This is a genomic window from Chryseobacterium cucumeris (assembly GCF_016775705.1).
Taxonomy (GTDB): Bacteria; Bacteroidota; Bacteroidia; order Flavobacteriales; family Weeksellaceae; genus Chryseobacterium; species Chryseobacterium cupriresistens.
In genome coordinates, this window is sequence record NZ_CP068760.1 from 2,698,357 (window position 1) to 2,724,630 (window position 26,274).

The following is a 26,274-nucleotide window of genomic DNA, read 5'->3' on the forward strand; positions in this document are numbered from 1 at the left end:
TAGTTTTTAGCTAACTGATATTTGCAGTACAGATAAATCTATGTAAATACTAAAACAATTAGTATTGAGCTCCAAGCTTTCGTATCTTTGAAGGTTAGTATTATACAAAATAAAAGACGATATATAAAGATGAGATTATCTGAGTTTTTAAAGGATTCTAATTATAAATTATCTCAGTTTGAAGGAGATATGATCAGCAAAATTGAAGATTCTATTTTTTTAATTAATCTAAGATAACATTCATAGGATGGCGTCATAATTAATCTAAACCATACTTTGTAGACTATCATGGCTAAAATTGCCAACTTACTAGTCAAAAACATTAAAGAAATAAATTCAATAAAATAAAACATGAGTTTACTACAAGAAGGAATCAATAAAGGTTTGATTTCCATTTCAGAAGATCAAAGAACTATAAAATATTTATTCCAAGATAAATCAAGAAATTTTTCAAATCCTGAAGAAAAAGTTCAAGCAGAGATTTTTCTACGTTTGGTGTTAGAGTATGGTTATCCTGTAGAACATATAGAGCAATTCAGGATGGTTACAATGGGATCTGATAAGAGAGAAGCAGATATTATAGTTCATGAAGATAAAAATTGGGATAGTCCTAAAATTATTGTTGAGTGTAAAGAACAAAAAGTTTCTCAACAGGAATTCAACCAAGCCGTAAATCAAGGATTTAGCTATGCAAATGCACTTTCTGGAACTATCAAATATATTTGGGTCACTTCAGAATTATTAAACTCCATATATCGTTTTAATAAGGAAAAAGATCTTCGTGAGGAATTGCCGGATTTACCTCACTATGGGTCAGATGAAGTTGCTCCATATCAATTTGTTAAAGGTGGTGGGGTTCACGAATATGTTGATAATAAAGACGGAAAGAAAAAAAAACAAATTTTCAAAGAATTAAAAACTGTTTCTGAAGAAGAGTTAACCCGTCGTTTTAAACAAGCACATGATGCTTTATGGGCGGGTGGTCAACTAAATCCTTCTGAAGCATTTGATGAATTGGATAAGTTAATCTTTTGCAAAATTTGGGATGAGCGGTATAATGTTGAAGGAGGGCAATTAAAAAGAAGAAGAAAAGGAGAAGTTTATCAGTTCCAAATTATAATTGAAAAAGGAAAAAACAAAGATGAAATAGAATACAACACCAATAAATCACTTGCGAAAAGAATAAAAGCAATTTATAGTGCAGGTAAAAATTTTGATAAAGAAGTTTTTAAAGATGATATTCGATTAAGTGATGAGCGGATTCGTACAATTACCAACTATTTGCAAGAAATAAATCTGAATGAAACAGATTTAGATAGTAAGGGTCGTGCTTTCGAGACTTTTATGGGATCATTTTTTAGAGGTGAGTTCGGACAATATTTTACACCTAGAGTTATTGTACAATTTATAGTTGAAGCCTTACCAATTAAAAATACTTCTTTAGTATTAGACACCTCTTGTGGCAGTGGTGGTTTCTTGCTTCATGCATTAGACAAAGTTAGAAGACAAGCTGACTTAGAGTTTCCCGAACATAAGGATGATAAGGACGATTATAATGGTTGGCATGATTACTGGCATAATTTCGCAGAGAAAAACCTATATGGTATTGAAATAAATGAACAGATTGCCAGAACTGCAAAAATGAATATGATTATCCATGATGATGGTCACACAAATGTTGTGGCTGTTGATGGACTCGTGGATGATTCAGATATCTTCAAATTTACCAGTAATAAAGGATTTAAGTATAATAAATTTGATTTTATTATCACTAACCCACCTTTTGGTAGTGCTATTAAGCAAAACGAAAAAGCATACCTCAAAAAGTATTTTTTGGGTAACAAACAACCTGATTGGCTCGATCTTAAAAAATCTAATACTTTTAGTAAAGTGGAATTAGATGATGATTCGGAAAATAAATTGAAGCTTGAAACTCGTAATAATCAAAGTACAGAAGTTTTATTTATTGAGCAATGTTACAATTTCCTTGCTCCAAATGGATTTTTAGCTATTGTTATACCGGATGGTATTTTAACAAATAGTTCTCTACAATATGTACGTGATGCAATAGAAGATTGGTACCGTATTGTCTCTGTAGTTTCCATGCCGCAAACTGCGTTTGCTGCTACAGGCGCAGGGGTGAAAAGTTCGGTGGTTTTTCTACGTAAACATAAAGTTAATCATACGGAATATTTACGAGAAAAAAAAATAGAAATTCAAAACCAGCTGTTGACAAAATTTCAGTATAAGGAAACAATTGAGCGTTGGGAAAATGAGAAAAAACAAATCATCAAAGATTTAGAAGGTTTTTCAAATAGGACTGGTTTGGTGAGTATGAAAGCTATTAAAGATAGTGAGGAATTTAAAGAATGGAAATCAGAAATCAATCAACAATTTGCAGATAAGATAGCAGATTTAAAAGAGCAATTAAATGAAGCCTATCAGGAGGCTCGTGCTAATGAGTTGCCTGACTACCCAATTTTAATGGCTATTGCTGATAATATTGGTTTTGATGCGGCAGGAAAACGTTCAGCAAATTTAGTCTCAAAAGAAGAAATTATACAAGGTGCATACAAAGATATTGTTGAGCATCTTTCTCATGATTTGTTTGATGAAATAGTAACTCGCCGTTACGATATCCATGATGATAAAAATGAAATAAGTACTAAAAAAACTATTTTAGAAAAAGGGATTTTAAAAGCAGTTGCTCAATTTATAAAAGACATAGAGAATGGAACAATATAAATTGAAAGAATCACTAGATACAAAGAAAGTTTTTTTGATAAAACGCTCTAAATTGGAGAATGTGATTGACTCTAATTTTTATACACCTTTCTTTGTTGAATTGATTAAGAAATTAGAAAATTCAACTACTAGTAAATTCATTAAATTAAGCAAAGTATTATCAAAGGTTACTGATGGATCACATCATTCGCCAGAAAGTAATTTTATTTATACTAACAATTATATTACTGTAAAAGATTTAAATGATGATGGCGAAATTGATTTGATAAATTGTTTGAAAATTTCTGATAAAGATTTTTCACAATTAGTGAAAAATGGTTGCCAACCTAGTATTAATGATATCTTATTTTCTAAAGATGGCACGATAGGTAAGACTCATTTAGTTAAAGAAAATAATTTTGTAGTATTATCATCTCTCGCAATTTTGACCCCTAAACCAGATAAGGTTTTACCTCAATATTTGGAGTATATCTTAAAAAGTAATATTGTTATCCATTTAATAAAGCGATCTATGGGCGGATCGGCATTAAAAAGAATTATATTAAAAAATATCAGTGATCTAAAAGTTCCTATTCCTTCAAAAGAAATCCAACAACAAATTGTAGACATTTATAATAGTGCTTACACTCAAAAACAAACCAAAGAAGTTGAAGCCAAAGACTTATTAGCAAGTATAGATAGTTACTTGTTAAACGAGTTAGGCATTACTTTACCCGTAAAAGATAGCAGTTTAGAAGCACGTATTTTTACGGCTATGTTTAGTGATATATCTGGCGGTAGATTTGATCCTAAGCTGTATGATAGAACAACCACAGATTTAAAACAAGCAATCAAAAATATAGATAGAACAAAGTTTATAACTAAAAGACTGAAAGATATTTTAATAGAAAGTGTTGCAGGTGATTGGGGGATTGAAAATGAAGGAATTGATATAGAAGGTTATACAAAATGTTTGGTAATAAGGGCAACAGAGTTTAATAATGATTATAATTTAACTCTTGATAATTCTAGGGTAAAATTTAGACTAATAAAGGATGAAAAATTATCTAAACTAAATATTAAAGAAGGAGATTTGTTAATTGAGAAGTCAGGAGGAAGTCCAGATCAACCAGTTGGTAGAATTGCTTTAATAACTAATGATTATCTAGATAAAGGAGCTTTAGCTTTTAGTAATTTTATTCATAAAATTACCGTCGATGAAACAGTAGTGAATTCAAATTATTTATTTTCATTTTTAAAAACAGTTTATAATATCAAATTGACAGAATCTATGCAAAGTCAAACCAATGGAATCCGCAATTTGATAATGTCCACATATTTAAATCAGAATATTGTTCTTCCGATTGATTCAAATGGAAATATTGATTTAAACAAGCAAATCGAGATTGCAGATTATGTTGCAGAGATCCGTTCCAAAGCAAAAAAATTGCAAGAAGAGGCAAATTCAATTTTAGAAAAAGCAAAACAAGAAGTAGAACAGATTATATTAGGATAACAAACTAAACCAAATTAAACAAATGATAATCAGAGGAATTTTAGATAGATCTTTAAGTAGCCAAATTTGTATTAGAGGTTTTGCTCCAATTAAAGAGCTAGCAAGGATATCTATTGCAGATTATAGCTATCAGAGAAACCCGATATATGCGCAACAGCAAGAGATCGCTACATTTTTAGATAGTGAGGAATTTTTATTTTTTCCAGAAGTAATTTTAAGTCTCAAACTTAGAAAGGATTTAACTAGTCTCAAGCCGAAAGACTCAAGACTTGGTGCAGTAGCGGAATTAGAATTAACTTCAAAATTTACATCAAACATTGATAAGTTTTCTTTAAAAATAAAGAAACAAAAGTATACATCAGTTAATGATGTACGTAACAAAGATTCATTGGATCTAGTTGAGCTAATATTAGATGATGATTATTTATCTGATTTAATAAAAAAAAATAAGCATCCATTTCATCGTATAGATGGTAACCACAGGTTAAAGGCAGCAGAAGTTGCTACAAGTGGTAAGGTAAAAGAGATGATTTGTCCATTTTGCATTATTTTAAATGATGTATTAATTCAAGAAGAATTTGATCAAGATGGCAATAGTAAAAAAGTTGAAAATAACTCAAATCAAAAATTTGATAAAGTTGTATTTCACAACATCAATACAAAAACAATTCCTCTAACTTCGGAAGAAAATTTAAAAGTAATTATTGATGACGAACATAATTTTCAAGATCAGTATTTAAGAGACAAATTTGGTTGGGAGTATTTAGCAACTAGAAAAATTTATAAAGATTTACCTGAAAACATAAAAGAAGTATATCCAAATTTGGGAGAATTGTTTGTGAAAAACCCTCGAACATTTACGATTGGATTAGTTAATTTACTACTTGAGAAAAAAGAAATTTCAAAATCGGAGAAAAGTATCCAGAACCTGAAAAAAAGTTTTAGTCAAATTAATCAAGTATTTGGCAATGATGATTTATTGAAAAATTTAGATGGTTTCGAAATTACCATAGCATGCGTTTATCTACAAATATCTAGAGCTGCAAATGTTAAATTGTTTATCAATTGGGTGAAGAATAACCAAATTTATAATCTTAAGGGGATCAATCCAAAATCGTTAATTGATATTTATTCAAATATTGCCGAAGCCAAGAAGAAAGAAATATTTGTTTCGATGGCATTTTCTAATGAAACAAAATCTCATTATGATGCAATTAAAAAAGCAACTGAAGAGATCAATAACACATATGATTTAGAAATTAAACTGCGAGAATTGCGAATAGATAAATTTGAAGCAGGATATTCATATGATATCAATGATGAGATTTTGAAGAAGATAGAAGAGTCTGGATTGTTGATAGTTGATATTTCTAAACATAATGGTAATGTTTATCATGAATTGGGTTATATGATGGGGTTAAATCAAGCAAAAGGATTAAATCAAGAGAATTTCATTATAATAAAAAGCAATGATCAAAAATTTAAAGATGATAAAGTGGGGTTTAACTTAACAAGCATTAAGCAGTTAAGATTTGATGATACTCTACAATTAGTAGATATGTTAAAGGATAGCTTAAAGAAATACTACAATTTAATTTAGGTTATGTCTAAATCTAGATCAAAAAAATAGCAGAGAAAAACCATATCTACAGCTTTATCTATTTCGAACGATAATGATAACAAAATAAGAGAAACCGTAAAATTTCATGAATACGAGAGTCAAGTTTTGAAAAAACAGGTTAAATATTTTAGAAATAAGTTCACCAGTTTTAAACTGATACTACAAAGAAATTGATAAGTAAATACAAATCCTAAATTTTTAATTTAGGATTTTCTCTTATTTTTATTTTTAAACTCTTTTTGTAAACAATCAATTTCTAATTCTATTTTTTGTAATTCTTTTGCGTCCAATTTTGTGAAAAGAAATAATATATCTATGCCTAAAAAGTTGCTAAGTTTTACTATATTTTCAATTGTTGGATTTGTCAATCCTCTCTCAATTCTACCTACATGATCTTTTGAAATATTTAATTCCAATCCTAATTGGAATTGGGATAATTCTCTCCTTAATCTATAGACTTGAATTAACTTACCAATTTGAAACTTTAAATCTTCTACGTGCCATTTATACATGTAGTAAATTTTGATGTTTTAATTACATTTCATGAAGATATATATGTCGTCTATTGTTTTTTTTATTATATTTGTAAAATAGGTTACAGATAATGTAACTTTGCGATACTTCAACGAAATATTAGAAGCTATTGCTTAGAATCTCGAAGCAGAAAACTGGTAATTTTCAAATAACAACGAGATGATAGGCCTGAAGCTCACGACCTAGGCGTGGGCTCTCTTATCTGTTGTTATGGGTATACCAGTGCCTCTGCTCGGATAATGTAGAGTTCCATGCCATTTTATTTCATGCTGTTCGCTTTTATCTCTACACTACAATCTAAGCCCGCTTACAACATAAGTATCAGAGTGCACGATACAATAGGAGGGTACAGCCTATTGTGGCTTTTTAAGCTTACATGGGACAAATTTTTCATTCATATGCTTTCCGGTGTCTGAGGTCACTGAGCTCTTTTGGACCACACACCCTTTGTTTACACCATGGGCACCCGGAAAGTTTTAATTTATCCTGATTAAATACAATCTTAAACGACGAAAATTTACGCTTTTGTTTTATAGGAACCCTATCATATTATGACTGGAAAGAAATACTGATAAACGAAATATAAATGAAAATATAAAAAAAGCCCTTTCCCTTACAGTTTGACGGCAGCGGGAAAGAGCGTGAGAATTTAAAGTTAATTAAAAACCTTTACAAAGCTATGAAAAAATCCTATATCAACATAGGAGGCATTGGTCTTACCCTGATGTTAACATTAGTGTGCACGCATGTGAATGCTCAGACTCAAGTTATCTCAGGTAAGGTCACTGCAGGAAATAAACCTCTTTCCGGGGTGACTGTTTCAGAGAAAAATTCCAATCAAACCACCCTAACCAATTCGCAAGGTGTTTTTATGCTCACTTTAAAGATGAGTGATGCTAGTAACAATAAACAAAAGCCTGTTCTTTTGTTTAAGCATCCGCAATACAAAGAGAGAGCGATTCCTGTTATTTTGGATGAGAAAGATAGTAATACTGGTTTAGGAGGCTCAGGACAATTGGTCTTTAATGTTGACCTTTTGCGTGATAATGTAGGTGGTGGTAGTAATGGTAAGCGTGCTGATGCTGATTCCGATTCGCATGTCAGTGCTAATGCTAATGGTAATATTGCTAGTAATGCTGATCAGGATACTAAGATCAAAGGAATTGAGGAAGTGGTCATCAATGCCGGGTATTATAAAGTCCGGGATAAAGAGAGGACGGGGAGTATTGCAAAGGTATCGGCTAAGGATATAGGAAATCAGCCTGTTTTGAATGTGCTCTCTGCGGCTCAGGGAAGGGTAGCGGGAGTGAATATTGTGCAGAACTCGGGAATGCCGGGGGGCGGCTATGATATACAGATAAGAGGAAAGAACAGTCTTCGGGCTTTGGGGAATAATCCATTGTATGTAGTGGACGGGGTTCCGGTAGGAGGCGAGATGGCTTCGCAGTTTTCAGGAGCGGTACTGCCAGCCAGCAGTATTAATCCCCTTAATAGTATCAATCCTGCGGATATTGAGAGTATTGAGATTCTGAAAGATGCGGATGCGACCTCGATCTATGGATCTAGGGGAGCGAATGGGGTCGTGCTGGTCACTACCAAGAAAGGGAAAAATGGGAAAGCTGGTGCAGGTGCAGGAGGAGCAGGGAATCTGGGATTAAATGTGGGGACTTCGTATGCTGTGAGTTCTGTGATCAGTAACCTCACCATGATGAAGACTGAGGACTATCTCAGGATGCGAAGGAAGGCCTATCAGAATGATGGGATTACAGCATATCCGGCTAATGCCTATGATGTTAACGGAGTGTGGGATCAGGCAAAGTATACGGATTGGAAGAGATCGCTCATCGGAAATACCGCAGATGCTTTTACCGCGAATGTTTCCTTAAATGGAGGGAATGAAAGAACAGGTTTTCTGGTAGGATATGGCCACAATGAGCAGTCTACTGTGTTTTCAAAAGACTTTAAGTATAAGACGGATAATCTGTCTGCCAATATCAGCCACACCTCTGAAGACAAGCGTTTTCAGCTGAGTGTCTCCAGCAGGTTTTCCCTTCAGAAAAATAACGTACTTAGTGAGGATATTACCAGACAGGCTTACCTGATGGTTCCTAATGCTCCAGCTTTGTACCTGCCGGACGGGAGTCTCAATTGGGAGAACAATACTTTTAACAATCCGGCAGGGCTCTATAACAGTTCCTATTCCTATGAGAACAAGCAGTTTTTAACCAATATGAATGTGCAGTATGAACTGCTGGAACATTGGTTTTTGAAGCTCAATGGAGGGCTTAATTACCAGTCTTTTGATGAAAGGTCATTAAAGCCCAATACCATGTATAATCCTTCATCCTATCAGGGGCAGTCCAGTGCGAGCTCGCAGTCGTATAAGAGTAATCAGGACCGTTTTTCGTTTATTTTGGAACCTCAGCTCAATTGGCAGATGAAGAAGGGCAGACATGCTTTGGATGTGCTGGTAGGGACGACCTTTCAGCGGGATACAGGCAATCAGGGTTCTATGATCGGGATTGGATTTGAAAGTAATGCTTTTATAGAGAATATAGGAGCGGCAAGGACCAGGATTATTACGGACCAGATTAAAACGGAGTATAGGTATGCCGCTTTCTTCGGAAGGATGAATTACCAGTATGCCGGAAGGTATATCCTGAATGTGACGGGAAGAAGGGATGGAAGCAGCCGCTTTGGTCCCAACAATAAGTTTGCAAATTTCGGGGCGCTAGGAGCGGCATGGATATTCTCTCAGGAAGCATTTTTGAAAAATAAGAAATGGCTGAGCTTTGGAAAACTTCGTAGCAGCTACGGAACTACCGGAAGTGATAATATTGGAGATTACGGGTATCTGGATACCTATGATCTCTCGGAATACCTGTATAACAATACCGCAGGGCTCAATCCTTCAAGGCTGTATAATTCGGATTACAGCTGGGAGAAAACCACCAAGCTGGAAGCGGCTTTGGAGCTGGGATTTCTGAAAAACAGGATTAACCTGACCACAGCTTGGTACAGGAACCATTCTTCGAGTCAGCTGGTGGGATATCAGCTTCCTTCCATAACAGGGTTTCCAAGTGTACTGGCGAATCTGGATGCAGTCGTGGAGAACTCGGGATGGGAGCTGGAACTCGCCGGTAGACCTTTTCCAGGTGGATCTTTTCAGTGGGAGTCGAGTCTTAATATAAGTTTTCCAAAGAACAAGCTGGTTTCTTTTCCGGGGCTTGCAGGGTCTACCTATGCTAATACCTATGTCGTAGGACAGCCGATTACTTCAGTAAAAGTATACCAGTATGAAGGAATTGATCCGGCTACGGGATTGTATCGGTTCAGAGACTTTAATGGTGATGGCAAAATCACAGCGCCTGATGACAGGCAGGCTGTGGAGAATATCGGAGTTCGGTATTTTGGAGGCTGGAACAATACCCTTCGCTTTAAGAACTGGAACCTGTCGTTTCTTTTTCAGTTCGTGAAACAGAGAAACTGGAATTATAACAATATCATGCCTATACCGGGAACCATGAATAACCAGCCTCAGGAGGTATTGGATGTATGGTCTGCTGAGAATCCAGGTGGAAGCTATATGCCGTATTCTTCAGGCGGTAATGGGATCAAGAATCAGCTCCATGTCTTTTTTATGAACAGTACGGCAGCGGTGTCCGATGCTTCTTTTATCCGCCTTAAGAACCTGGAGCTGGGTTATCAGGTTCCGGTAAAAGGAACTTTTAAAAGTGTGAAAATCTATTTTCAGGGACAGAACCTGCTGACCTTTACCAGATACTTCGGGCCTGATCCTGAGTTCAGGAATATCGGCTTCCTGCCGCCTTTAAAAACTTATTCCATGGGAGTGCTGATCACCCTGTAAATCTAAATGCTTAAAAAAAATAATAATGAAAAATTCTAATATCAATATAAAACAATGGTGTAAGGTGATGGTGTTCTGGAGAAATACGGGAATGATTCTGCTGTTTTGTATCCTTGCTTTCTCCTGTGAAAAGATGCTGGAAGTGGAAACGCCTTCCAATCAGATCGGAAAAGATAAGATCTTTGCAGACGTTCAGACCGCCAATGCTGCGCTGGCAGGACTATATGCAGGTGTAAGAGATAATTCTCCCTTGTCAGGAGAGTCACTGGGTCCTTTTCTGGGTGTCTATACCGATGATCTGGACTCCTATGCCTTAACCGATACCAATGGCGTACTGGCGCTGTATCACAACCAGCAGAGCGATACCAATTCTACCGTGTATTCGGTATGGTCAACCGCGTACCAGCATATCTATGCCTCCAATGCGATTATAGAAGGAGTCAGAGCATCAGCTTTGCCGGGTAATGAAAAAAATAGGATAGAAGGGGAAGCCCTTCTGGTACGTAGCATACTTCTCTTTTATCTTCAGCAGGTCTTTGGACCCGTTCCTTATCCGGTAACAACAGATTATAAGGTTAATCAGTCTTTGTCAAGGATAGAATCCGGGGAGGTGTTGTCAAGGCTGGAAACGGATCTTTCTTACTGTGCAGAGGTGCTCCCGGATCAGTACCGGGATGCAGAAAGGGTATATCCCAACCGAAAAACAGCAGAGCTGATGTTGGCCAAAGTATATATGGTAAGGAAGAAGTGGGCAGAGGCAGAGCAGGTGCTTAAGACCATTTCGGGAAGTCCGCTGTACAGCTTTCAGAATGACCTGACAAAAGTATTTCAGAAGGATTCAAAGCATATTATATGGCAGCTAAAGCCGGCGAATCCTGGGGATACTGTGAAAGAGGCGATGGTATACTACTTTTCAGGAGCGGCGCCTACAGGGTACGCGCTATCTGAAAGCCTAGTGAATTCATTTGAAGTAGGAGACCTGAGGAAGCAGCAGTGGATGGCTGCGGTAACCGTGGGAGGGAATACGTGGTACAGAGCGGATAAGTATAAAAATATCACCATCAATGATACGGAAGATTCTATCGTCTTCCGTCTGGAAGAAGTGTATTTACTGCTGGCTGAAGCGTTGGCTCAGCAGAATAAGACTGGGGAAGCATTGCAGTATATCAATCCGGTGAGACAGCGGGCAGGCCTGAGTGCTTTAACAACACTTTCAAAGGACATTTTGCTGAGTGAAATCCTCTTGGAGAACAGAAGGGAATTCTTTACCGAAATGGGACATCGCTTCCTGTACTTAAAACGCAATAACAGACTCTCTGATGTACAGGCGGTAAAGCCCAACTGGAAACCTTTCCACAGCCTTTGGCCTGTTCCGCAGAAAGATCTGCTTCTTAATCCTAACCTTAATCCGCAGAATAATGGCTATTAATATCAATAAACTGATTATTCTCTTGCTTATTCTGCTGGGAATGGTCTGTTATGGACAGGCCTTTAGGGATTCATTGAAAGATGAAAGTTCTCAGTATTACAACATTGCCGTTAATAAGGTGTCGGATGACAGCAAATGGATCGTAGCCACAAAAGTGTACAGGAATAATTATGATACCGCAGTGGTACTGGCGGCAGGAAGATCAGGAGTAAAATCACTGGTTGGAACGCTGACCAAGAAATACCAGTACTCTTTTGTAAAAGGCAATCAGCTGCTGGCATTGGGGCAGGGAAAAGCCCTGTTATGGAATCTGGTCACAGGAACGCAGAAAGAAGTAAAAACAGGTCAGGCTGGCAGTGATTCAGGAAGCATTATACAGAGCGGGATCATGGAGAAAGGACAGAAGTATTTTGTGCAGACCAGCGACAGTATTCTTCATATCTATAATGCAAAATCTGCTCTGCTGGAAAGAGTAGAGCGGGTGCAGTATTTCAGGGTAGGCAGTTCAGGAACTGCATTGTATATTGTGAAAAAAGATGGCCGGGAGAACCAGCTCGTAAGGTATTCCGGTGATAAAGTGGAAAGCGTATATTCTGCATCCGGTATGATACGGAGCATGGAGGAAACACCTTCAGGAAAATTGATGATTCTTAGGGAAGAAGTTGTATTGGGTGGTGACAATGATAATGCAGAAAGAAGAACTCAGAAAGTTGTTTTTGTAGATACAGCGAACTTAGAATTGCTGTTTCCGGATATCGGAGAAATAAAGCACGAGGAATACCTGCGGTTTACGGAAATGCAGAAAGGAAAAGCGGTTATGATTACGGGAATGACGCATATTGCGGCTGAAAAAGGAACGGTGGATATCTGGTATGGAAATGACGGGAACCTGGAGGCTAAGCAGGAAGGTTCTTTTGTAAAAAGATACTGGATATGGAAAAAAGAAGAGGATAAGGTCATGAGAGTTCCGTCTGAGCGATTTTCAACAGTGGTAAGCCTGAATAATACCGATCACTTCTTAATGTTTAATAGGGAGGAATTACAGAATTATTCAACCTTGTTTCCATTGATTCATGGATATCTATATGATCTGAAGAACAATAGCTATGAGGATTTGGGAGTTATGCAGGCAGAAGTTTCTGTATCAGATCATGGAAACCATTTTGTGTATAAAAATACGGAAGGAATATGGGTATTGTTGGATACAGAAACCTTAAATAGGGTGGTGCTTGAAAAAAAGGACTTGACAAAAGCGTATTTCAGTCCGGATGGCAAAAAAATTTATTTTGAAAGCAGCAGTGATCTTTGGAGATATGAAATCAATAAAGGGAAGTTTACGGCGCTTACTATCGATAAGGGAAATGAAGTAAAGGTGGTCACTAAAGATGAAACGGATTTATATCCTGAAACAGGTTATAATTTCAGAAGAAGCATACTGGATATAAATGCTCCGGTGCTTTTGTCAGTAACCCGGAAAGGAACCATAGAGAAGACCTTTTTGAAATGGCATAAGGGTCTTGTAGAAACACTCATGGCGTCTCCTGATTCTAATATTACATGGTATAAGGCGGATGAGTCTTTAAAAAATGTGGTGTATGTGGCGGAGAGTCTTCATGTGCCGCCGAGGATCGTTTATAAAGAAACAGGAAAAGAAAATAAGAATGTAGTTTTTCAGAGCAATCCGCAGGATCAAACCTCCATTTTGATAAAAATGGAGACGATCAGTTTTAAAAATAAAGAGGGGATATCTTTAAAAGGACTCCTGTACTATCCGATCGGATTTACTGAAGGGAAAAAATACCCGATGGTGGTTCATATCTATGAAGTGCAGAGTAGAAATCCCAACCAGTATTTATCGCTACTCAATAATTTTCCGGTGGGGTTTTCTATTAAAAAGCTTCTGGAAGAAGGGTATTTTGTTTACCTGCCGGATATTGTAAACGGAGCATCCGGGGTAGGACTCTCAGCACTCGACTGTGTGGAAAGTTCTCTGGATGCCTTACAGAATTATCCGGGGATTGATCTTATGAATGTCGGACTGATAGGCCATTCTTTTGGAGGGTACAGGACGAATTTTATAGCAGGCCATTCCCGTCGTTTTAAGACCTATATTTCAGGAGCAGGAGCCAGTGATCTGACAAGAATGTACTTTTCCTATAATGAGACGTCATCCACTCCCTTTTACTGGCAGTTCGAGGAAGGGCAGTATAATATGCATGCTTCCTTTGCAGAAAATAAGAAGCTGTATCTGGAGAATAATCCGATTGATAATGTACATCAGGTGAATGCTCCGGTGCTTTTATGGACAGGGATGGAGGATAAAAGGATTGTATGGGATCAGACGATGGAATTTTATATAGGATTAAAAAGGAATCAAAAAGATGTGGTGGCTTTGTTTTATCCGGGTGAAGCCCATGTTTTCACAACCGGTTCCAAAGCAGAGAAAGATCTGGCAGTAAGGATACAGGATTGGTGGGATTATTTTCTGAAAGGGAAGAAGGGGATTCCATGGATAGAGAAACAAATGGAAAAAAATATACCGTTTTAAGAAGTACTAAGTAGTAAATAAAACTAAAAGCTTCAGAATATTCTGAAGCTTTTAACATGATAAGTGCTGTTACGTGATTATATAATTCTAATGCAGATACTGTAAAACATCTTTTTTTTCTAAAGTGAATGTTTGATGAGATTTATTCTCTATGGTAATAGACTGATTTTGGTCAAGGAGTTCCTTTATTTTACAAAAGGTGTCGCCTGATGTCTTTGTAATATCAGTGTTGTTGATTTTAATAATTTTATCCGTCAGTTTTATTTCTGATAATTGAGGAACTTCCAGTTTGTTAACGATAACCATACTGTTGTCAACAGGAGCTAATGCGATTCCGAAACTTTGATATTGAGGCTTTTTCCCTTCATTGGCAAGAAGAATTTTTTTGCTGATAAAATCAAGATCTACCAAGTAGTTTTCAATAAATTTTGTACCAATGAGATTAGGAGAATCTGAACTGCTGTCAATAATTTGAGGACCAAGTTGGGTATTATTAAGCTCGACTTCCATTAGATCAACCTGTCTTTGCCCTTTTACAATACTATTTAAAGATTGTGATAAGAGTCCTTCAAAAGTCAGATAATCTTTATCTTTTATTTTATCATACACCTTTTGATTCACTGTAAAGCCCATTCCTGAGCCGGTGTCAAAAATGAATTCTATATTTTGATTTCTTATTTTAGCATTAAGTTTGGGAACACCCGTGAAGCTTTCTTCGGAAAAAGGGATTGCTGCGACAGTACCAGGCTGTTCCTGAGGTTTATCAAAGACTGTAATAGTCTTTGACTTAAAATCTAGCCGCCAAACCTTATCCTTCATCATATTGGCACCAAAAATACCGCTGATCTTTTTGCATGCCCTACCACTCATCCAGCTGATGTCAGCAAATGAAAAATTGATGTTTTTCAGTTTCAGATCTGCTATTTGGATATAATCTGTTGAGAAAACCTCCATCTTTGACTTTGCGTTATTTGCATCTATGCCTTCGAAAACAGTTGTACTTTTCTTTTCATCCAGCTGGTTTTTTAGTTCTGCTGAAATGATGGTAAAAGCTCCTGAATCAAAAATAAAACTATGTCTATTATTTTTAATACTCACATCCACAACAATTTTTCCATCGATAAGCTCAAAAGGTATGGTTGTAGCGTTAAAAAAGAAAGGGGCTAGTGTTAATAGTAATATAAATAAATGTGATTTAATATTTTTCATTTTCTTATTTATCAGGAGGTCAGGTAAATATAATTAAAAAAATAATGAAGGCTGCCCCATATGACAGCCTTATTGTTCATAAGCCTGGGTAAATTACCAGGTCCACTTGATACCTACTGAACCTGGTACAGTCGTAGCACCGGTTTGTGGATTGGTTGTAGTACTTACATTGGTTGAAAGTTCTTTCTTTTTCTTTCCTCTTGCAGCGAAAGCTGAAGGAGTTGTTGTATCCTGCATCTCAACAGGAATCTGTCCTAAGAATCCGATGGCAAGGCTGAATCCTGTGACTCTGATATAGACCAGGTCAAGTTCTTTTAAATATACCTGCTGCTCGTCAGACATCTCAAAGTTTTCAGAAATGAATTCAACAGGATTGCTTGATGCATATTCCGCAATTTTTAATCTCTCTTAAAGAGATAATGCATTCAGTTCTTCTTGTTTTGCCTGTACTCCCTCTGGAGTAAATGGGAATTTGTTCATAATGATTTGGTTAGGTTAATTGGTTAATAATGAGTAAAGTTTGGAAGAGCTCTTATCCTTCTTACTGATAAAAAGATAGTTTCGCATAGCGACAGAACTCGTCGCGTTAAAAATTAAATGAAGAAAAATTTTAGTTTTCTACAAAAAAACTATCAATACGAATATTCTTGTGAAGTGAAAATGGATGACTCAAGGAGAGGTATATCATTCATAAAGATTAATAGCAGCGAGTAAAAGATATCAGCATATAATGCAGGAATATGGCGGTTGTTAATATGCAATATCTAAGAGAAAGGCTTCTGAAGTCATTATCAGCATAAATTAAAAAGGGGTGCCCCAGGCATCCTTTCTCTGCTTTGTATAGTTATTGTAGAATGACATATAAATGGTAACGGTGAATTAAATTACTAAGCATGTCAATGACTGTTATTGTTTGTAAGAAATAGTTCTATAAACAGAAAACTCCTGTTAACAGGAGTTTTCTTATTTTTTATTACTTGTTTTTCCACAAGTATTTCCTAACTAAAAAAAATAAAAGTGATATAAATAAAACAATAGCAGAAGGCCATAAAAACACATTGTTTACTATATATATAGTTACAATAGCTACAAAAGAAATGATAATAATGGTTAAGAATAATCTTTCTTTTTTCAGATTTTTCAAAAAATGATAAATAAAAAACATAGTAAAGCTGCAAAAAGCAAATTGTCCAAAATTATTTCTCAGATAATCATAATTTGAAACGTCATTATAAGAGGTGCTTAACCAAGTGTAGCCAAAGAATAGTACTCCTAAAAAGGACATAATCATTATTACGGCATTCTTTAATTTATATGATTCCATTCCATTGTTTTTTAGTAAAATTAACAACCAGCTGCTTCAAGACAATCGACAGCCCCCCAACCGGCACTTGCAAAACCAATTACAGCCCCAGCCCATCCAGAGTAAAGACTTCCTGCTCCACCTCCAAGTATACCTCCTGCAACGGCGCCAAAGATTGTCGAAACAATCATTCTAGGCTTCCATTTTTTCACACATGCCTGACAAGCAGCCAGATTTCTATTTGTTGTTTGATTATCTAGTTTTGCACAAGCTTCATCTACAATGTACTGAATGAATTCTCCGTTACTACCATCGTAGCGCAATTCAGGATATTTTTCCAGAACATTGGTCAACTTTTTATCTATGTTAGTTAGTGCAAATCCTACCTGGTCATTTGTATAACCAGTTAATTTTAGAAAATACTGTTCGCCTCCAGCCTCAAAATCTGCATCTTTGTAGTTAGCCAGGAATTGATCTTGATTAGGAATATCAGAAATGAAATTAATAAGGTCATTACCTAATCCAATAAAATCTTCATCTTTAGATAAAAGGTCAATAAGTTCTTCAGATGTTGCTGCTCTTCCCGCAACATTGCTGTGCTTTTGAAATTGTTCCTGTGGAACAGTACTGTTAGAATCCAGCTCGCCACTACAAGCGAAAAAAACTATTAAAATTGCTAATGCTGAAAAAAATAAATTGATTTTTGTGAAAACGTTTTTTCTCATTTTTTAAAGTTTTTATTGTTGATTATTATGTTTTTATGGAGTAAAATTAATAACAACGTTTTTATTCTGGAAATAAATTGTTTTTATGGCAATTATTTATTTTGTCAATCATAATAAATAATTTTTAAATATGTTGAAGATTTATCTTTGTAAGATTGTAAGAATTATACGACTATATTACTATCCGACTTACAATTGAATTGGGAAAGAGGCTGCCCTCTCGGACAGCCTCTTTTTGCTAATTTAGGAGTGTAGGTTAAGGTAAAATTTCAAACAAATCTCCGAAACACTGGGAACCGCTCATTCTTTTTAGGTTGTGAGGGCCTGTAGCGTCGGTATAGGTGCAGAGCACTCCTGTATTGACTGTTTCACAGTTTTTAACGGCTACACAGGTGGGTTCTCCGAAATTACCGACTCTGTATCCAATAGTAATTACTTTGGATGAACTTTCGATGTTTGATGCTAGTGCACCTCCTGTGCCCATAATCACCAGGGCGGCAGGAATAAGAAACTTTTTCATAATAATTGAAGTTTTGGTTAAAATGCCTACTCTTTGTTCAGGTTTTCAGCTTCCCCTGTTGTAAAATATTTTACATAAGATGTTCTGTACCGATAGCGGATCAGTTTTTTTCCTGCAATGGCATATAAGTATTGGTTAGTTACCATGAACTGGGATACCGGCTTATTGTCGATATGCTCTATATAAAAACTTCCCAGGTATTCTTTCCTGTCAGTACGGTATATATCAATCACCGTTGCCGTTTTCCACCTGTCTTTAGGCTCGTGCTTTCCGATCAGATGGGAATGATTGAACAGAAACGGGCCGTTTGTTGTCATTCCTGAATTAACTTTCAGCGGACGGGTTTTTAGCTTTGTATTCCCATTGGACAGGGTAATGGGATCAATCTGAGCTTTTGAGATGGTATCAATGGTTTTTAATCTGTTTTCCAACTGAAGTCTTTCATTAGCAACCAGAAACTGATTTCTGTAAGTGTACATATAGATAACTTTCTTGGTTTTCGTGTCATAGGTCAGCTGCCCGTCAGCGTCAAATATTCCGTCAACCTGCTTTTCCAGCAGTTGATCAAAAATTGTGAATTTTGGCTGCCGGTTAAGAGTAAGCGATCCCAGCTCATATTCACCGGTTGTACTGCTTCGTATTCTAACCACAAAATTTAGGGAATCGATAACAGCAAGCTGGTTGAAGTATACATTATTGTAACTGATCGTATAAGCCAGAGAATCCGTTGTCTTTCCTTTATAAATAATGGGAACGCTACCGTCGTAGAGGTAATAATCAGAACCTGCTGTTTTTAACTGCAGATTGGTGTAATAAAAGTCAGTCCGATCAGGGTAAATCCGCATGGAATGTAATGTGGTAAATGCCTTTTCAACGGAAGTGATCTGCAATGGAAATGATTTGTTACCCAGAAATAAATGATCCTGCTGGATTCCTGCAAAATAATAATGCTCGTTGTCAAGTTCCAGTACTTTGTCTTCGACAATAGGGTGTGGAAGAAAACGCCTGGTAAAGTTATTCTCTTTTCTGACTGTATTTTCTGAACTGAAATAAAGGAGGATAACAATAAGCGAGCTTCCTGTAACCACAGCAGCTGAGTTGATGAAAACTTTATTTTTGTTTACCTGTTGGTGGGCAGATGTAGATATTATTGCTGCTAAAGCCAGTACAACACATATGATATTGAAAATAAGATGTTGATCCCAGTCCATTTTTTCCAGGATACCTCCACAAGAGCAAGGAATTGAATCACTGTAATGAAGGATCATATAGATATAAACGGTAAAACTGGTCATGAGCCCAAGGGAAAAAAACAGGCCCGTTGTTCGTAATTGAGGGCTCAGCAACAGAATCACAGTTATTAATTCGACAGTAATGACTAAATAGGATATCATTCCTGCATAGCTGGTTAACAGCGGAGACTGTGCGATCTGGACCTGGAAATTTTCAAAGTCGAGGATTTTGCTCACTGCGGCATATACAAATAGTAAGACGAAAAAATAGCTTATGATGCTGATCAGTGTTGTTGATGTCTTCATAGTATAATTTTTAATTTATATAGCCTGGATTAAAATCCATTTTATTTTTTCTCCACAGTAGTCAGGCATTTTGGAACCTTTGAAAATTGTACAGGTTGTTTTAAAATTCCCCATACTTTCCCAAATACCGCTTTTGGGACATGGTAAGCCTGTACTACAGACTATGGGTTGGTAGTGGGGAATCATAGCTTCAATTTTTTTAAATTATTATTTTAATGGCCGCCAGTCGTGAGTGTCTTTGATCGGCGGATCTGATGCAGGGTTTATCTCATTTCTAATCGTATCTTCAGTTTTTGCTGAGAAGTCTTTACTGGTTTCAGCAATATAATTTGGAGATATGGGATCGTCCGCGATATCACTTTGTCTGCAGCTTAAAACTGTTAAGCCCAGCAGTGATAAACTGATAAGAGGAATATACTTTTTCATATTGATTTTGATTTAAGTTATTCCCAACCGGTAGGGGTGTGATTTAGAATTCTTAAGCCAAAGGTATTTTGAAAAGGTGCCTAAAAAAACTGTTTTTGGGCTTGCTTTTCAAAGTAAGACGTCGCCATTTATAAATAATGACCATTGGAAATAGTATATTTCCATTTATAGATAAGGAATCCGCAAGTAATTTTGTTTACTGTTGTTAATTAGTTGGTTGCGTGGTAGGATTTGGCTTTTTTTGGCTAAATTTGACCGTTCCAGCTAAAAAACCAAATCACCATGACAGGCTCAAGGCTTATTATAATCTTGCTGCTTCTTTTTTGCAGCGCTGATTTTGATGCAAAAGAAAAAAGGGACGATTACCTCTGGCTGAGAAGTCAGTATGAAAATCTTAAAAAAAATGATTCTTCAGCATTTAGGTATTTAAATGTCTATATATCGAAAGCAAAGAAAAATTCTGATTATATAAGGCTTTCAGAGGCGTATAAGTTTGCGGTCTATTTCTCGCCGTCCAATGAAAGAAAGCTTTCATATGCAGACAGTACTATCCATGCCGCATTAAGGTCAAAAAAAGCGGAGCTCATTAGTGATGCTTATCTGGGAAAAGGAATTTTCTATTATTTTAACCTTAAAAAATATGAGCCTGCATTAGCAGAATATCTGAAAGCCTTTGAGTATTCCAAAGAAGGAAAAGATGAATATGTGCATCAGAAAATTATTTACCATATGGGAGTGGTTAAAAGTTATCTCGGATTTTACGAGGAGGCGATTGAGCTGTTTAAGGAGTGCGGTGAGTTCTTCGAAAGAAAGAGCAGGGGAAAAAATCATCCCAATATGCTTTTTAATTTTAAGAAGGGGTATTATAATTCACTGCATCAAATGGTGATCTGTTATCGGAATCTCAGGCAATATGAAATAGCGGAACATCTTATTGAAAACGGATTGCAATCTCTTACCGGTAATGACGAATTTTTACTGGAAAGAAGTTACCTGCTGAAATGTAAGGGTATCGCCGCTTACCATCGCAGGAACTATGCGGGAAGTATTCACGATCTGAACGGAGCTTTAGAAGAGATTGTAAAATCGAATGACTTTTCGTGGCTGTCCGTTATTTATTATTATCTCGGGAAAAGTCATATGGCTGGTAATGAAAGCAAGGGAATTTATTATCTCCAGAAAGTAGATTCCATTTTTAACAAGCATGCTTTTATTCTTCCCGAAGTAAGACCTGCCTATGAAGATCTGATTGCCTATTATTCAGAAAAAAATGACAGGGAGAAGCAGCTTTATTATACCAAACAGCTACTAAGTGTAGATAAGCTTATCGGAAAAGATTTTACATACCTGTCGTCAAAAATACACAGAGAATATGACACCAGACTGCTTGCCGAAACTAAAAACAGCCTTGAGAAGACAAGTTCCAGGCGGATGGTATATATCGTGATATTTATTGTGTTGACCTTATTCTTTCTGGGTATTTCGTTGGCTAGATATCGTAAGGAACAAAATATAAGGTTGAAGTACCTTTTACTGCAGGATAAACTAAACAATAAAAAATACGAATCATTGGTTATTAATCAGGATCATATAAATAGTGATCCTGCTAAGACCGTTCTACCGCAAGATCTTTACAGAGAATTGGAGCAGAAACTGCAACAATTTGAAATGAACAAAGGGTTTATACAGAAAGGGTTAACGCTGAGTATGCTGGCGACTAAAATGAATACCAATACCACGTATCTGTCGACTTTCATCAATGAAAATAAAGGAAAAAATTTTAAAACCTATATTAACGATCTTAGAATTTCTTATATCACTAATTTACTGAATTCAGAGAGGAAGTATCTTTTATATACTATTGAAGCGCTTGCGGAAGAATCCGGAATTTCTACGCGACAGCATTTTTCCGATTTATTTTATGATATCAACGGACTAAGGCCGACAGATTTTATCCGTAAAAGAAAACAGGAACTTAAAATAGAATAGAAATCCCATATTGGTAATCTTCGTAATTTTCTAGAAAAAAGGACATGGTAACAAAAACATTTTTTAGAAAAGTTGAAGAAATTCATCGTAAACTGGAGGTAGAATTAGCTGCCCTTGCAGAAGAAGAGAAGAATATAATTATTCTTGCAGAACGCTCATTAATGAAAATTGATTATTCCATACGCGTCCTAAAAGATATGTTGAAAGAGTTCAATTTTGAGAGCATTGCTGAAGAGGTTTGTTTTTTTAAACATCATAAACCCTTGTTCATTTCGAAGTTTGTTTATTTTTCTAGGCTTCTTGATATCGAAAGTACAAAGCCTGGGTTAGGGGGAAAGAGTCTTAGGAAATATTATGAAAATGAACTCCTGAAGATAAAAAAATATTATTCTCAGGAACATGAATTGTACAATTACTATAGAAGAAATGCTACCTATCTTGACCATAAGTATTTTATCAGAAGAGCCTATGATCTGAAAATGAAACTGTCATCGAACCTTTATGATTTTGATGACGAATTTACTACTGTAAATGATCACAAAATTGCTGTTTTCATGGCATATTCATCGTTGGAAAAATATCTGATGCTTTGTTTAAAAGAATATTCCGGCAATGGTGGTCATAGTGAAGAGAAATCCAAGCTGCAATGGACATCGTCTAAGGTATCATTGTTGGAATTACTGTATGCATTACATTTAACGCACTGCTTCAATGGAGGTAATGTTGATTTTATTGAGATTGTGCGCCATACGGAAAAAACCTTAAGCCTGAACCTGGGTAATGTCTACAAAACAGTAGGAGAGATTAAAAACAGAAAATATAAAAGAAAGCGTTTTTTAGAACTCTTGAGCGATAATCTGGAAAAAAGTTTTGAGGTAGATGACCGCTAAAATCCTGAATAAATAAGCCGATTCTCTGATCAGCTTATTTATTCTATTTTATGATCCTGTTATGGATACATATTAAGGGATTATCATTGGGTACTACCTATGAACTACCGTAAAAAATTACAGTGGATTGCTGATGTTTGTCGTGAATACCAAATCTATGAATTATGAATATCGACAGAACAGAATTTATAACGTGGATGGAAAGAATCATGACCCGTTTTGATATCCTTCATGAAAAAATACATGTGAAACAAAATGAAATCACTTCTATTGACGGTGAACAGTTACTGGATAATCAGGACGTGCTCCAGATGCTTAAAATAAGTTCGAGAACATTGCAGAGATACCGTTCTGATAAAAAACTTCCTTATTATACAATTAGTGGGAAATTGTATTATAAATTATCAGATGTTCATCAACTGATCAGAGAGAGCTTTAGTAAGTTTTCCCGAAATCTTTGACCGCTGAAAGTGGATGATATGATGTTGTGAGTAACATATTTACATATTTATAGCTGGTGATTGTAAAATACTTCCGTGTTATAAATGTTCTCCTACGGTAGTGCTACACAGATTCAATTTCGGGGAAGTCCTTCATCTGCTTTGTAAACTGGGATTGATAAGATTCGCCATGGTTAGTAGCCCAGATTGCCATTTCGCGGAGTACGGGATATAATTCTTTACCCTTCTTTGAGAGTTCATAGGTAGCATGTGGTGGTATTACGGGTCTGGATTTTCTAATCAGGAGGCCATCTCTTTCCAGTTGTTTTAACTGTTGAATTAAAACCTTTTCTGTTATCGTATCAATTGATCTCTTAAGCTCACTGTACCTTTTTTCGCCTGATAAAAGATTGAACATAATAATTGGTTTCCAATAACCGCCTATTTTTTCCATAACAAATGTTACAGGGCATGATATGTGAGCATTACCTTTGTTTGCCTGTATTACGGAAGTCTTCTTTACTGCTGTCATTTTATACCTACTATGGGGTCAGTACTTATACAAAAGTAAGTATAAATCTAGATTTGTACAATAATATTAAACCATTATTAATATGAAAATTACAGTTACAGGATCTTTAGGAAACATCAGTAGAATTCTGACAGAAAAATTAGTTAGTAACGGACACCAAGTAGCCGTTATCAGTTCAAGACAAGAGAATACAGCAGCTATAAATGCTTTGGGTGCTGAAGCGCTTATTGGGCGGTTGGACGATGAGAAATTTATTCATAATGCATTCAAAAATGCAGATGCTGTATATACAATGATTCCGCCGAGCTACGGAACCACAGAAGAAATAAAAAAGTAGGATCGGTATATGCCAGGGCAGTTACCGGCAATAAAGTTCCTTACGTGGTAAATTTAAGTGGGATAGGGGCACATCTTTCCGATGGTCCGGGACCGGCAGGAGCCAATTATCATAACGAAAGAGCATTTAATTTAATTGGTGATACACATGTTTTACATCTAAGACCCGGATTGTTTTATTCTAACTTTTATGCAGCTGCCGATATGATCCGTTATCAGCATATGATCGGAAATAATTTTGATGAGAATATAAGGCTTGCTCTTTCTCATCCAGCTGATATCGCCCATACAGCATTTAAAGCAATACATTACCAAGCTTTTAGTGGAAAAGACAGTGTATATGTGGTAAGTGCTGAAATCACGGGAAAGGAGATTGCGGAAACCTTGGGTAAAGCTGCAAATATTCCGGATCTGAAATGGGTAGAATTTCCGGACGAGGTACTGTTTGAAAACCTCTTAAAGCAGGGAATGACCGCAGAAATGGCTAAGACCTATATTATCGATATGGGAATAGCTTTAAGGAGCGGAACATTGTTGGAAGCATATTTTAATGAAGGTGAGGGTGCAATAGAAGGTGCTGTAAGCTTTGAAAAGTTTGCAGAAGATTTTGCAGAAGTATTAAAATAACACGTATTCAATATGAAAAATAAAGAAAATACGGATTGGCTGGACCGGAAACAATATCCCTTTAAGTCTCATTTTATCGAAACGAAGTATGGAAAAATTCATTATATCGATGAGGGTGAAGGGGAAGTATTAGTGTTTGTGCATGGTAATCCAAACTGGTCTTTCGGTTATCGTGAACTGATCAAACATTTTAGCAAAACACATCGGTGTATTGCGATTGATCATATCGGATTTGGCCTTTCGGACAAACCCTATGACGTTTCTTATCCGAAGTTCCATGCTGAAAATTTGGAGTCGGTGATTATAGCACTGCAACTCCATGATATCACGCTGGTACTCCATGACTGGGGAGGGCCGATAGGAATATCCTATGCAGAGAATCATCCGGATCGTGTTAAAAGACTCATCGTTTTTAACAGTTGGTTCTGGTCGGTCAAAGATGATAAGACCTTACGTACTTTTAGTAAATTTATGGGCTCAGCATTAGGTAGAAACCTCTGTAAATACTTCAATATCTTTCCTCGGGTACTTATGAAAATGGATATGGGCGATAAAAAGAACCATTCAAAAGCCATACATCAGCATTATATAAAACCTTTTCCACATGCCGGGACACGAAAGGGAACCTGGATTTTCCCAAAATCTTTCCTGGTTGAAGATCGATGGCTAAATAGCTTGTGGGATAACAGAAACAGGATCAAAGAAATTCCTATACTGATGCTTTGGGGTATGAGAGACAAGGCTTTTCCGGAACATTTCCTTACCAAATGGGAAAGTGTGTTTCAAAACACAAGCAAAGTAAAATTTGATTATAGCGGACACAATTCACCGGAAGAAATTGGTAAGGATGCCATAAAATACGTGCAGGATTTTCTTTAGGCTAATGTACAGATGCATTTCATTTTAAACAACAGTATCAATTTTGCCCTCTAAAAAACTAAGCTATGAGCTTTTTAGGCAGACCAGGCAAAACGAAGAAGAGGATTTTTAAACTGCCTCCGCTCTCACAAGTCGAGCTTCAAGAAACTGACAATGATAGCCGGTTTCAAACCCGTGAATCCTAGCAAGCTCAGGCTGAAAATTCTGAATACTTACCATGGGGCAAAAATAAGAGGATTGACTATTTATACAATGGCAAAATTTTGTGTTTCTGTAGGGATTTTTTCCAATTTTATGCATATGGCCGTCACAAAAAATATAGAACACAAAATTATTCAAGCTATATAATTTAAATTGCTGTTTTATATATCAGCATCGTTAGCAATGAAATCAAACCTATAAGGCAACGGTATTCAGGCAGGTCAATGTTATTACTAGCTTAGTATCCAGTTCAATGTACGCTGGATACTTTTGTAATTAATCCTAAATAAAAAAACATATTTTCCTGAAGGACTGGCTTTAAAAAAGTGATCTTAGAAATCCACCTCTATATTTTTTAGGGGCAGGAGCAGCATCAATAATGTTCTTAAGTTTTTGAAACTTCTTTTGAAATTGCACTA

20 protein-coding genes are annotated in these 26,274 nt (G+C 36.2%); 12 read left to right on the forward strand and 8 right to left on the reverse strand.

The features are described from left to right. Positions 1–351 precede the first annotated feature (351 nt). The 3 genes from JNG87_RS12115 to JNG87_RS12125 are packed head-to-tail and all read left to right on the forward strand — an operon-like array spanning position 352 to position 5,840. Positions 352–2,745 carry a restriction endonuclease subunit M gene (locus JNG87_RS12115; RefSeq protein ID WP_202838660.1) on the forward strand — a complete coding sequence of 798 codons (2,394 nt, stop codon included), beginning with the start codon at positions 352–354 and terminating at the stop codon, positions 2,743–2,745. Next, positions 2,732–4,240 carry a restriction endonuclease subunit S gene (locus JNG87_RS12120; protein WP_202838661.1) on the forward strand — a complete coding sequence of 503 codons (1,509 nt, stop codon included), beginning with the start codon at positions 2,732–2,734 and terminating at the stop codon, positions 4,238–4,240. The genes JNG87_RS12115 and JNG87_RS12120 overlap by 14 nt, the downstream gene beginning before the upstream one ends. A gap of 22 nt (positions 4,241–4,262) precedes the next feature. After that, entirely contained in the window at positions 4,263–5,840 is a 1,578-nt protein-coding gene (locus tag JNG87_RS12125; RefSeq protein WP_202838662.1) for a hypothetical protein, read from the forward strand. A 224-nt stretch (positions 5,841–6,064) separates the two neighbouring features. On the opposite strand, the gene JNG87_RS12130 is transcribed toward JNG87_RS12125, so the two are convergent. Beyond that, entirely contained in the window at positions 6,065–6,373 is a 309-nt protein-coding gene (locus JNG87_RS12130) for a helix-turn-helix domain-containing protein (RefSeq protein ID WP_202838663.1), read from the reverse strand. Between the two features lie 701 nt (positions 6,374–7,074). Between JNG87_RS12130 and JNG87_RS12135 the strand changes: the two genes are divergently transcribed. From JNG87_RS12135 to JNG87_RS12145, 3 genes are read left to right on the forward strand one after another with little or no spacing between them, the layout of a single operon-like run. After that, positions 7,075–10,263, forward strand: coding sequence for a SusC/RagA family TonB-linked outer membrane protein (locus tag JNG87_RS12135; RefSeq protein ID WP_238349579.1), 3,189 nt, complete (start codon positions 7,075–7,077; stop codon positions 10,261–10,263). 25 nt (positions 10,264–10,288) lie between these two features. After that, positions 10,289–11,692, forward strand: a complete 1,404-nt coding sequence (locus tag JNG87_RS12140) for a RagB/SusD family nutrient uptake outer membrane protein (protein ID WP_238349580.1) — start codon at positions 10,289–10,291, stop codon at positions 11,690–11,692. Further along, positions 11,682–14,240, forward strand: a complete 2,559-nt coding sequence (locus JNG87_RS12145; protein ID WP_202838664.1) for a S9 family peptidase — start codon at positions 11,682–11,684, stop codon at positions 14,238–14,240. Before JNG87_RS12140 ends, JNG87_RS12145 begins: the two co-directional genes overlap by 11 nt. An 87-nt stretch (positions 14,241–14,327) precedes the next feature. Here the strand turns inward: JNG87_RS12145 and JNG87_RS12150 are convergent, their stop codons facing one another. The 6 genes from JNG87_RS12150 to JNG87_RS12175 form a co-directional block, all read right to left on the reverse strand. After that, positions 14,328–15,449 (reverse strand): aspartyl protease family protein, encoded by a 1,122-nt coding sequence (locus JNG87_RS12150; protein ID WP_202838665.1) that lies wholly within the window; start codon positions 15,447–15,449, stop codon positions 14,328–14,330. A gap of 93 nt (positions 15,450–15,542) precedes the next feature. Continuing rightward, on the reverse strand, positions 15,543–15,791 hold the full coding sequence (locus JNG87_RS12155) for a hypothetical protein (protein WP_202838666.1): 249 nt from the start codon (positions 15,789–15,791) through the stop codon (positions 15,543–15,545). A 1,002-nt stretch (positions 15,792–16,793) separates the two neighbouring features. Then, a complete protein-coding gene (locus JNG87_RS12160; protein WP_202838667.1) occupies positions 16,794–17,477 on the reverse strand; it encodes a hypothetical protein in 684 nt (227 codons plus the stop codon). 256 nt (positions 17,478–17,733) lie between these two features. Then, a complete protein-coding gene (locus JNG87_RS12165; RefSeq protein WP_202838668.1) occupies positions 17,734–17,997 on the reverse strand; it encodes a hypothetical protein in 264 nt (87 codons plus the stop codon). Positions 17,998–18,023: 26 nt separating this feature from the next. Beyond that, positions 18,024–19,535 carry a DoxX family protein gene (locus JNG87_RS12170; RefSeq protein ID WP_202838669.1) on the reverse strand — a complete coding sequence of 504 codons (1,512 nt, stop codon included), beginning with the start codon at positions 19,533–19,535 and terminating at the stop codon, positions 18,024–18,026. Between the two features lie 207 nt (positions 19,536–19,742). Then, positions 19,743–19,961 (reverse strand): hypothetical protein, encoded by a 219-nt coding sequence (locus JNG87_RS12175; RefSeq protein WP_202838670.1) that lies wholly within the window; start codon positions 19,959–19,961, stop codon positions 19,743–19,745. A gap of 282 nt (positions 19,962–20,243) precedes the next feature. Here JNG87_RS12175 and JNG87_RS12180 point away from each other — a divergent pair, with 282 nt between their 5' ends. The 3 genes from JNG87_RS12180 to JNG87_RS12190 all read left to right on the forward strand — a co-directional run bounded on the left by JNG87_RS12180 (position 20,244) and on the right by JNG87_RS12190 (position 23,301). Then, positions 20,244–21,950 (forward strand): helix-turn-helix domain-containing protein, encoded by a 1,707-nt coding sequence (locus JNG87_RS12180; protein ID WP_202838671.1) that lies wholly within the window; start codon positions 20,244–20,246, stop codon positions 21,948–21,950. Between the two features lie 44 nt (positions 21,951–21,994). Next, a complete protein-coding gene (locus JNG87_RS12185) occupies positions 21,995–22,840 on the forward strand; it encodes an RteC domain-containing protein (RefSeq protein WP_202838672.1) in 846 nt (281 codons plus the stop codon). A 164-nt stretch (positions 22,841–23,004) separates the two neighbouring features. Continuing rightward, positions 23,005–23,301 carry a helix-turn-helix domain-containing protein gene (locus JNG87_RS12190; protein WP_202838673.1) on the forward strand — a complete coding sequence of 99 codons (297 nt, stop codon included), beginning with the start codon at positions 23,005–23,007 and terminating at the stop codon, positions 23,299–23,301. A 103-nt stretch (positions 23,302–23,404) separates the two neighbouring features. Here JNG87_RS12190 and JNG87_RS12195 read toward each other — a convergent pair whose 3' ends face one another. After that, positions 23,405–23,812, reverse strand: a complete 408-nt coding sequence (locus JNG87_RS12195) for a winged helix-turn-helix transcriptional regulator (RefSeq protein ID WP_202838674.1) — start codon at positions 23,810–23,812, stop codon at positions 23,405–23,407. 82 nt (positions 23,813–23,894) lie between these two features. Between JNG87_RS12195 and JNG87_RS12200 the strand changes: the two genes are divergently transcribed. The 3 genes from JNG87_RS12200 to JNG87_RS12210 are packed head-to-tail and all read left to right on the forward strand — an operon-like array spanning position 23,895 to position 25,654. Continuing rightward, positions 23,895–24,149, forward strand: coding sequence for an NmrA family NAD(P)-binding protein (locus JNG87_RS12200; protein WP_202838675.1), 255 nt, complete (start codon positions 23,895–23,897; stop codon positions 24,147–24,149). A 44-nt stretch (positions 24,150–24,193) separates the two neighbouring features. Beyond that, a complete protein-coding gene (locus JNG87_RS12205) occupies positions 24,194–24,775 on the forward strand; it encodes a hypothetical protein (RefSeq protein WP_202838676.1) in 582 nt (193 codons plus the stop codon). A gap of 12 nt (positions 24,776–24,787) precedes the next feature. Continuing rightward, entirely contained in the window at positions 24,788–25,654 is an 867-nt protein-coding gene (locus JNG87_RS12210; protein WP_202838677.1) for an alpha/beta fold hydrolase, read from the forward strand. Positions 25,655–26,274: the final 620 nt, after the last annotated feature.

Bases quoted from the DNA above. Each gene is read 5' to 3' on its own strand.
- JNG87_RS12120 (WP_202838661.1), top strand. From the start codon at position 2,732: ATGGAACAATATAAATTGAAAGAATCACTAGATACAAAGAAAGTTTTT.
- JNG87_RS12175 (WP_202838670.1), bottom strand. From the start codon at position 19,961: ATGAAAAAGTATATTCCTCTTATCAGTTTATCACTGCTGGGCTTAACA.
- JNG87_RS12135 (WP_238349579.1), top strand. From the start codon at position 7,075: ATGAAAAAATCCTATATCAACATAGGAGGCATTGGTCTTACCCTGATG.
- JNG87_RS12155 (WP_202838666.1), bottom strand. From the start codon at position 15,791: ATGTCTGACGAGCAGCAGGTATATTTAAAAGAACTTGACCTGGTCTAT.
- JNG87_RS12180 (WP_202838671.1), top strand. From the start codon at position 20,244: ATGACAGGCTCAAGGCTTATTATAATCTTGCTGCTTCTTTTTTGCAGC.
- JNG87_RS12160 (WP_202838667.1), bottom strand. From the start codon at position 17,477: ATGAGAAAAAACGTTTTCACAAAAATCAATTTATTTTTTTCAGCATTA.
- JNG87_RS12125 (WP_202838662.1), top strand. From the start codon at position 4,263: ATGATAATCAGAGGAATTTTAGATAGATCTTTAAGTAGCCAAATTTGT.
- JNG87_RS12210 (WP_202838677.1), top strand. From the start codon at position 24,788: ATGAAAAATAAAGAAAATACGGATTGGCTGGACCGGAAACAATATCCC.
- JNG87_RS12185 (WP_202838672.1), top strand. From the start codon at position 21,995: ATGGTAACAAAAACATTTTTTAGAAAAGTTGAAGAAATTCATCGTAAA.
- JNG87_RS12165 (WP_202838668.1), bottom strand. From the start codon at position 17,997: ATGAAAAAGTTTCTTATTCCTGCCGCCCTGGTGATTATGGGCACAGGA.
- JNG87_RS12150 (WP_202838665.1), bottom strand. From the start codon at position 15,449: ATGAAAAATATTAAATCACATTTATTTATATTACTATTAACACTAGCC.
- JNG87_RS12190 (WP_202838673.1), top strand. From the start codon at position 23,005: ATGAATATCGACAGAACAGAATTTATAACGTGGATGGAAAGAATCATG.
- JNG87_RS12195 (WP_202838674.1), bottom strand. From the start codon at position 23,812: ATGACAGCAGTAAAGAAGACTTCCGTAATACAGGCAAACAAAGGTAAT.
- JNG87_RS12200 (WP_202838675.1), top strand. From the start codon at position 23,895: ATGAAAATTACAGTTACAGGATCTTTAGGAAACATCAGTAGAATTCTG.
- JNG87_RS12170 (WP_202838669.1), bottom strand. From the start codon at position 19,535: ATGAAGACATCAACAACACTGATCAGCATCATAAGCTATTTTTTCGTC.
- JNG87_RS12140 (WP_238349580.1), top strand. From the start codon at position 10,289: ATGAAAAATTCTAATATCAATATAAAACAATGGTGTAAGGTGATGGTG.
- JNG87_RS12145 (WP_202838664.1), top strand. From the start codon at position 11,682: ATGGCTATTAATATCAATAAACTGATTATTCTCTTGCTTATTCTGCTG.
- JNG87_RS12130 (WP_202838663.1), bottom strand. From the start codon at position 6,373: ATGTATAAATGGCACGTAGAAGATTTAAAGTTTCAAATTGGTAAGTTA.
- JNG87_RS12115 (WP_202838660.1), top strand. From the start codon at position 352: ATGAGTTTACTACAAGAAGGAATCAATAAAGGTTTGATTTCCATTTCA.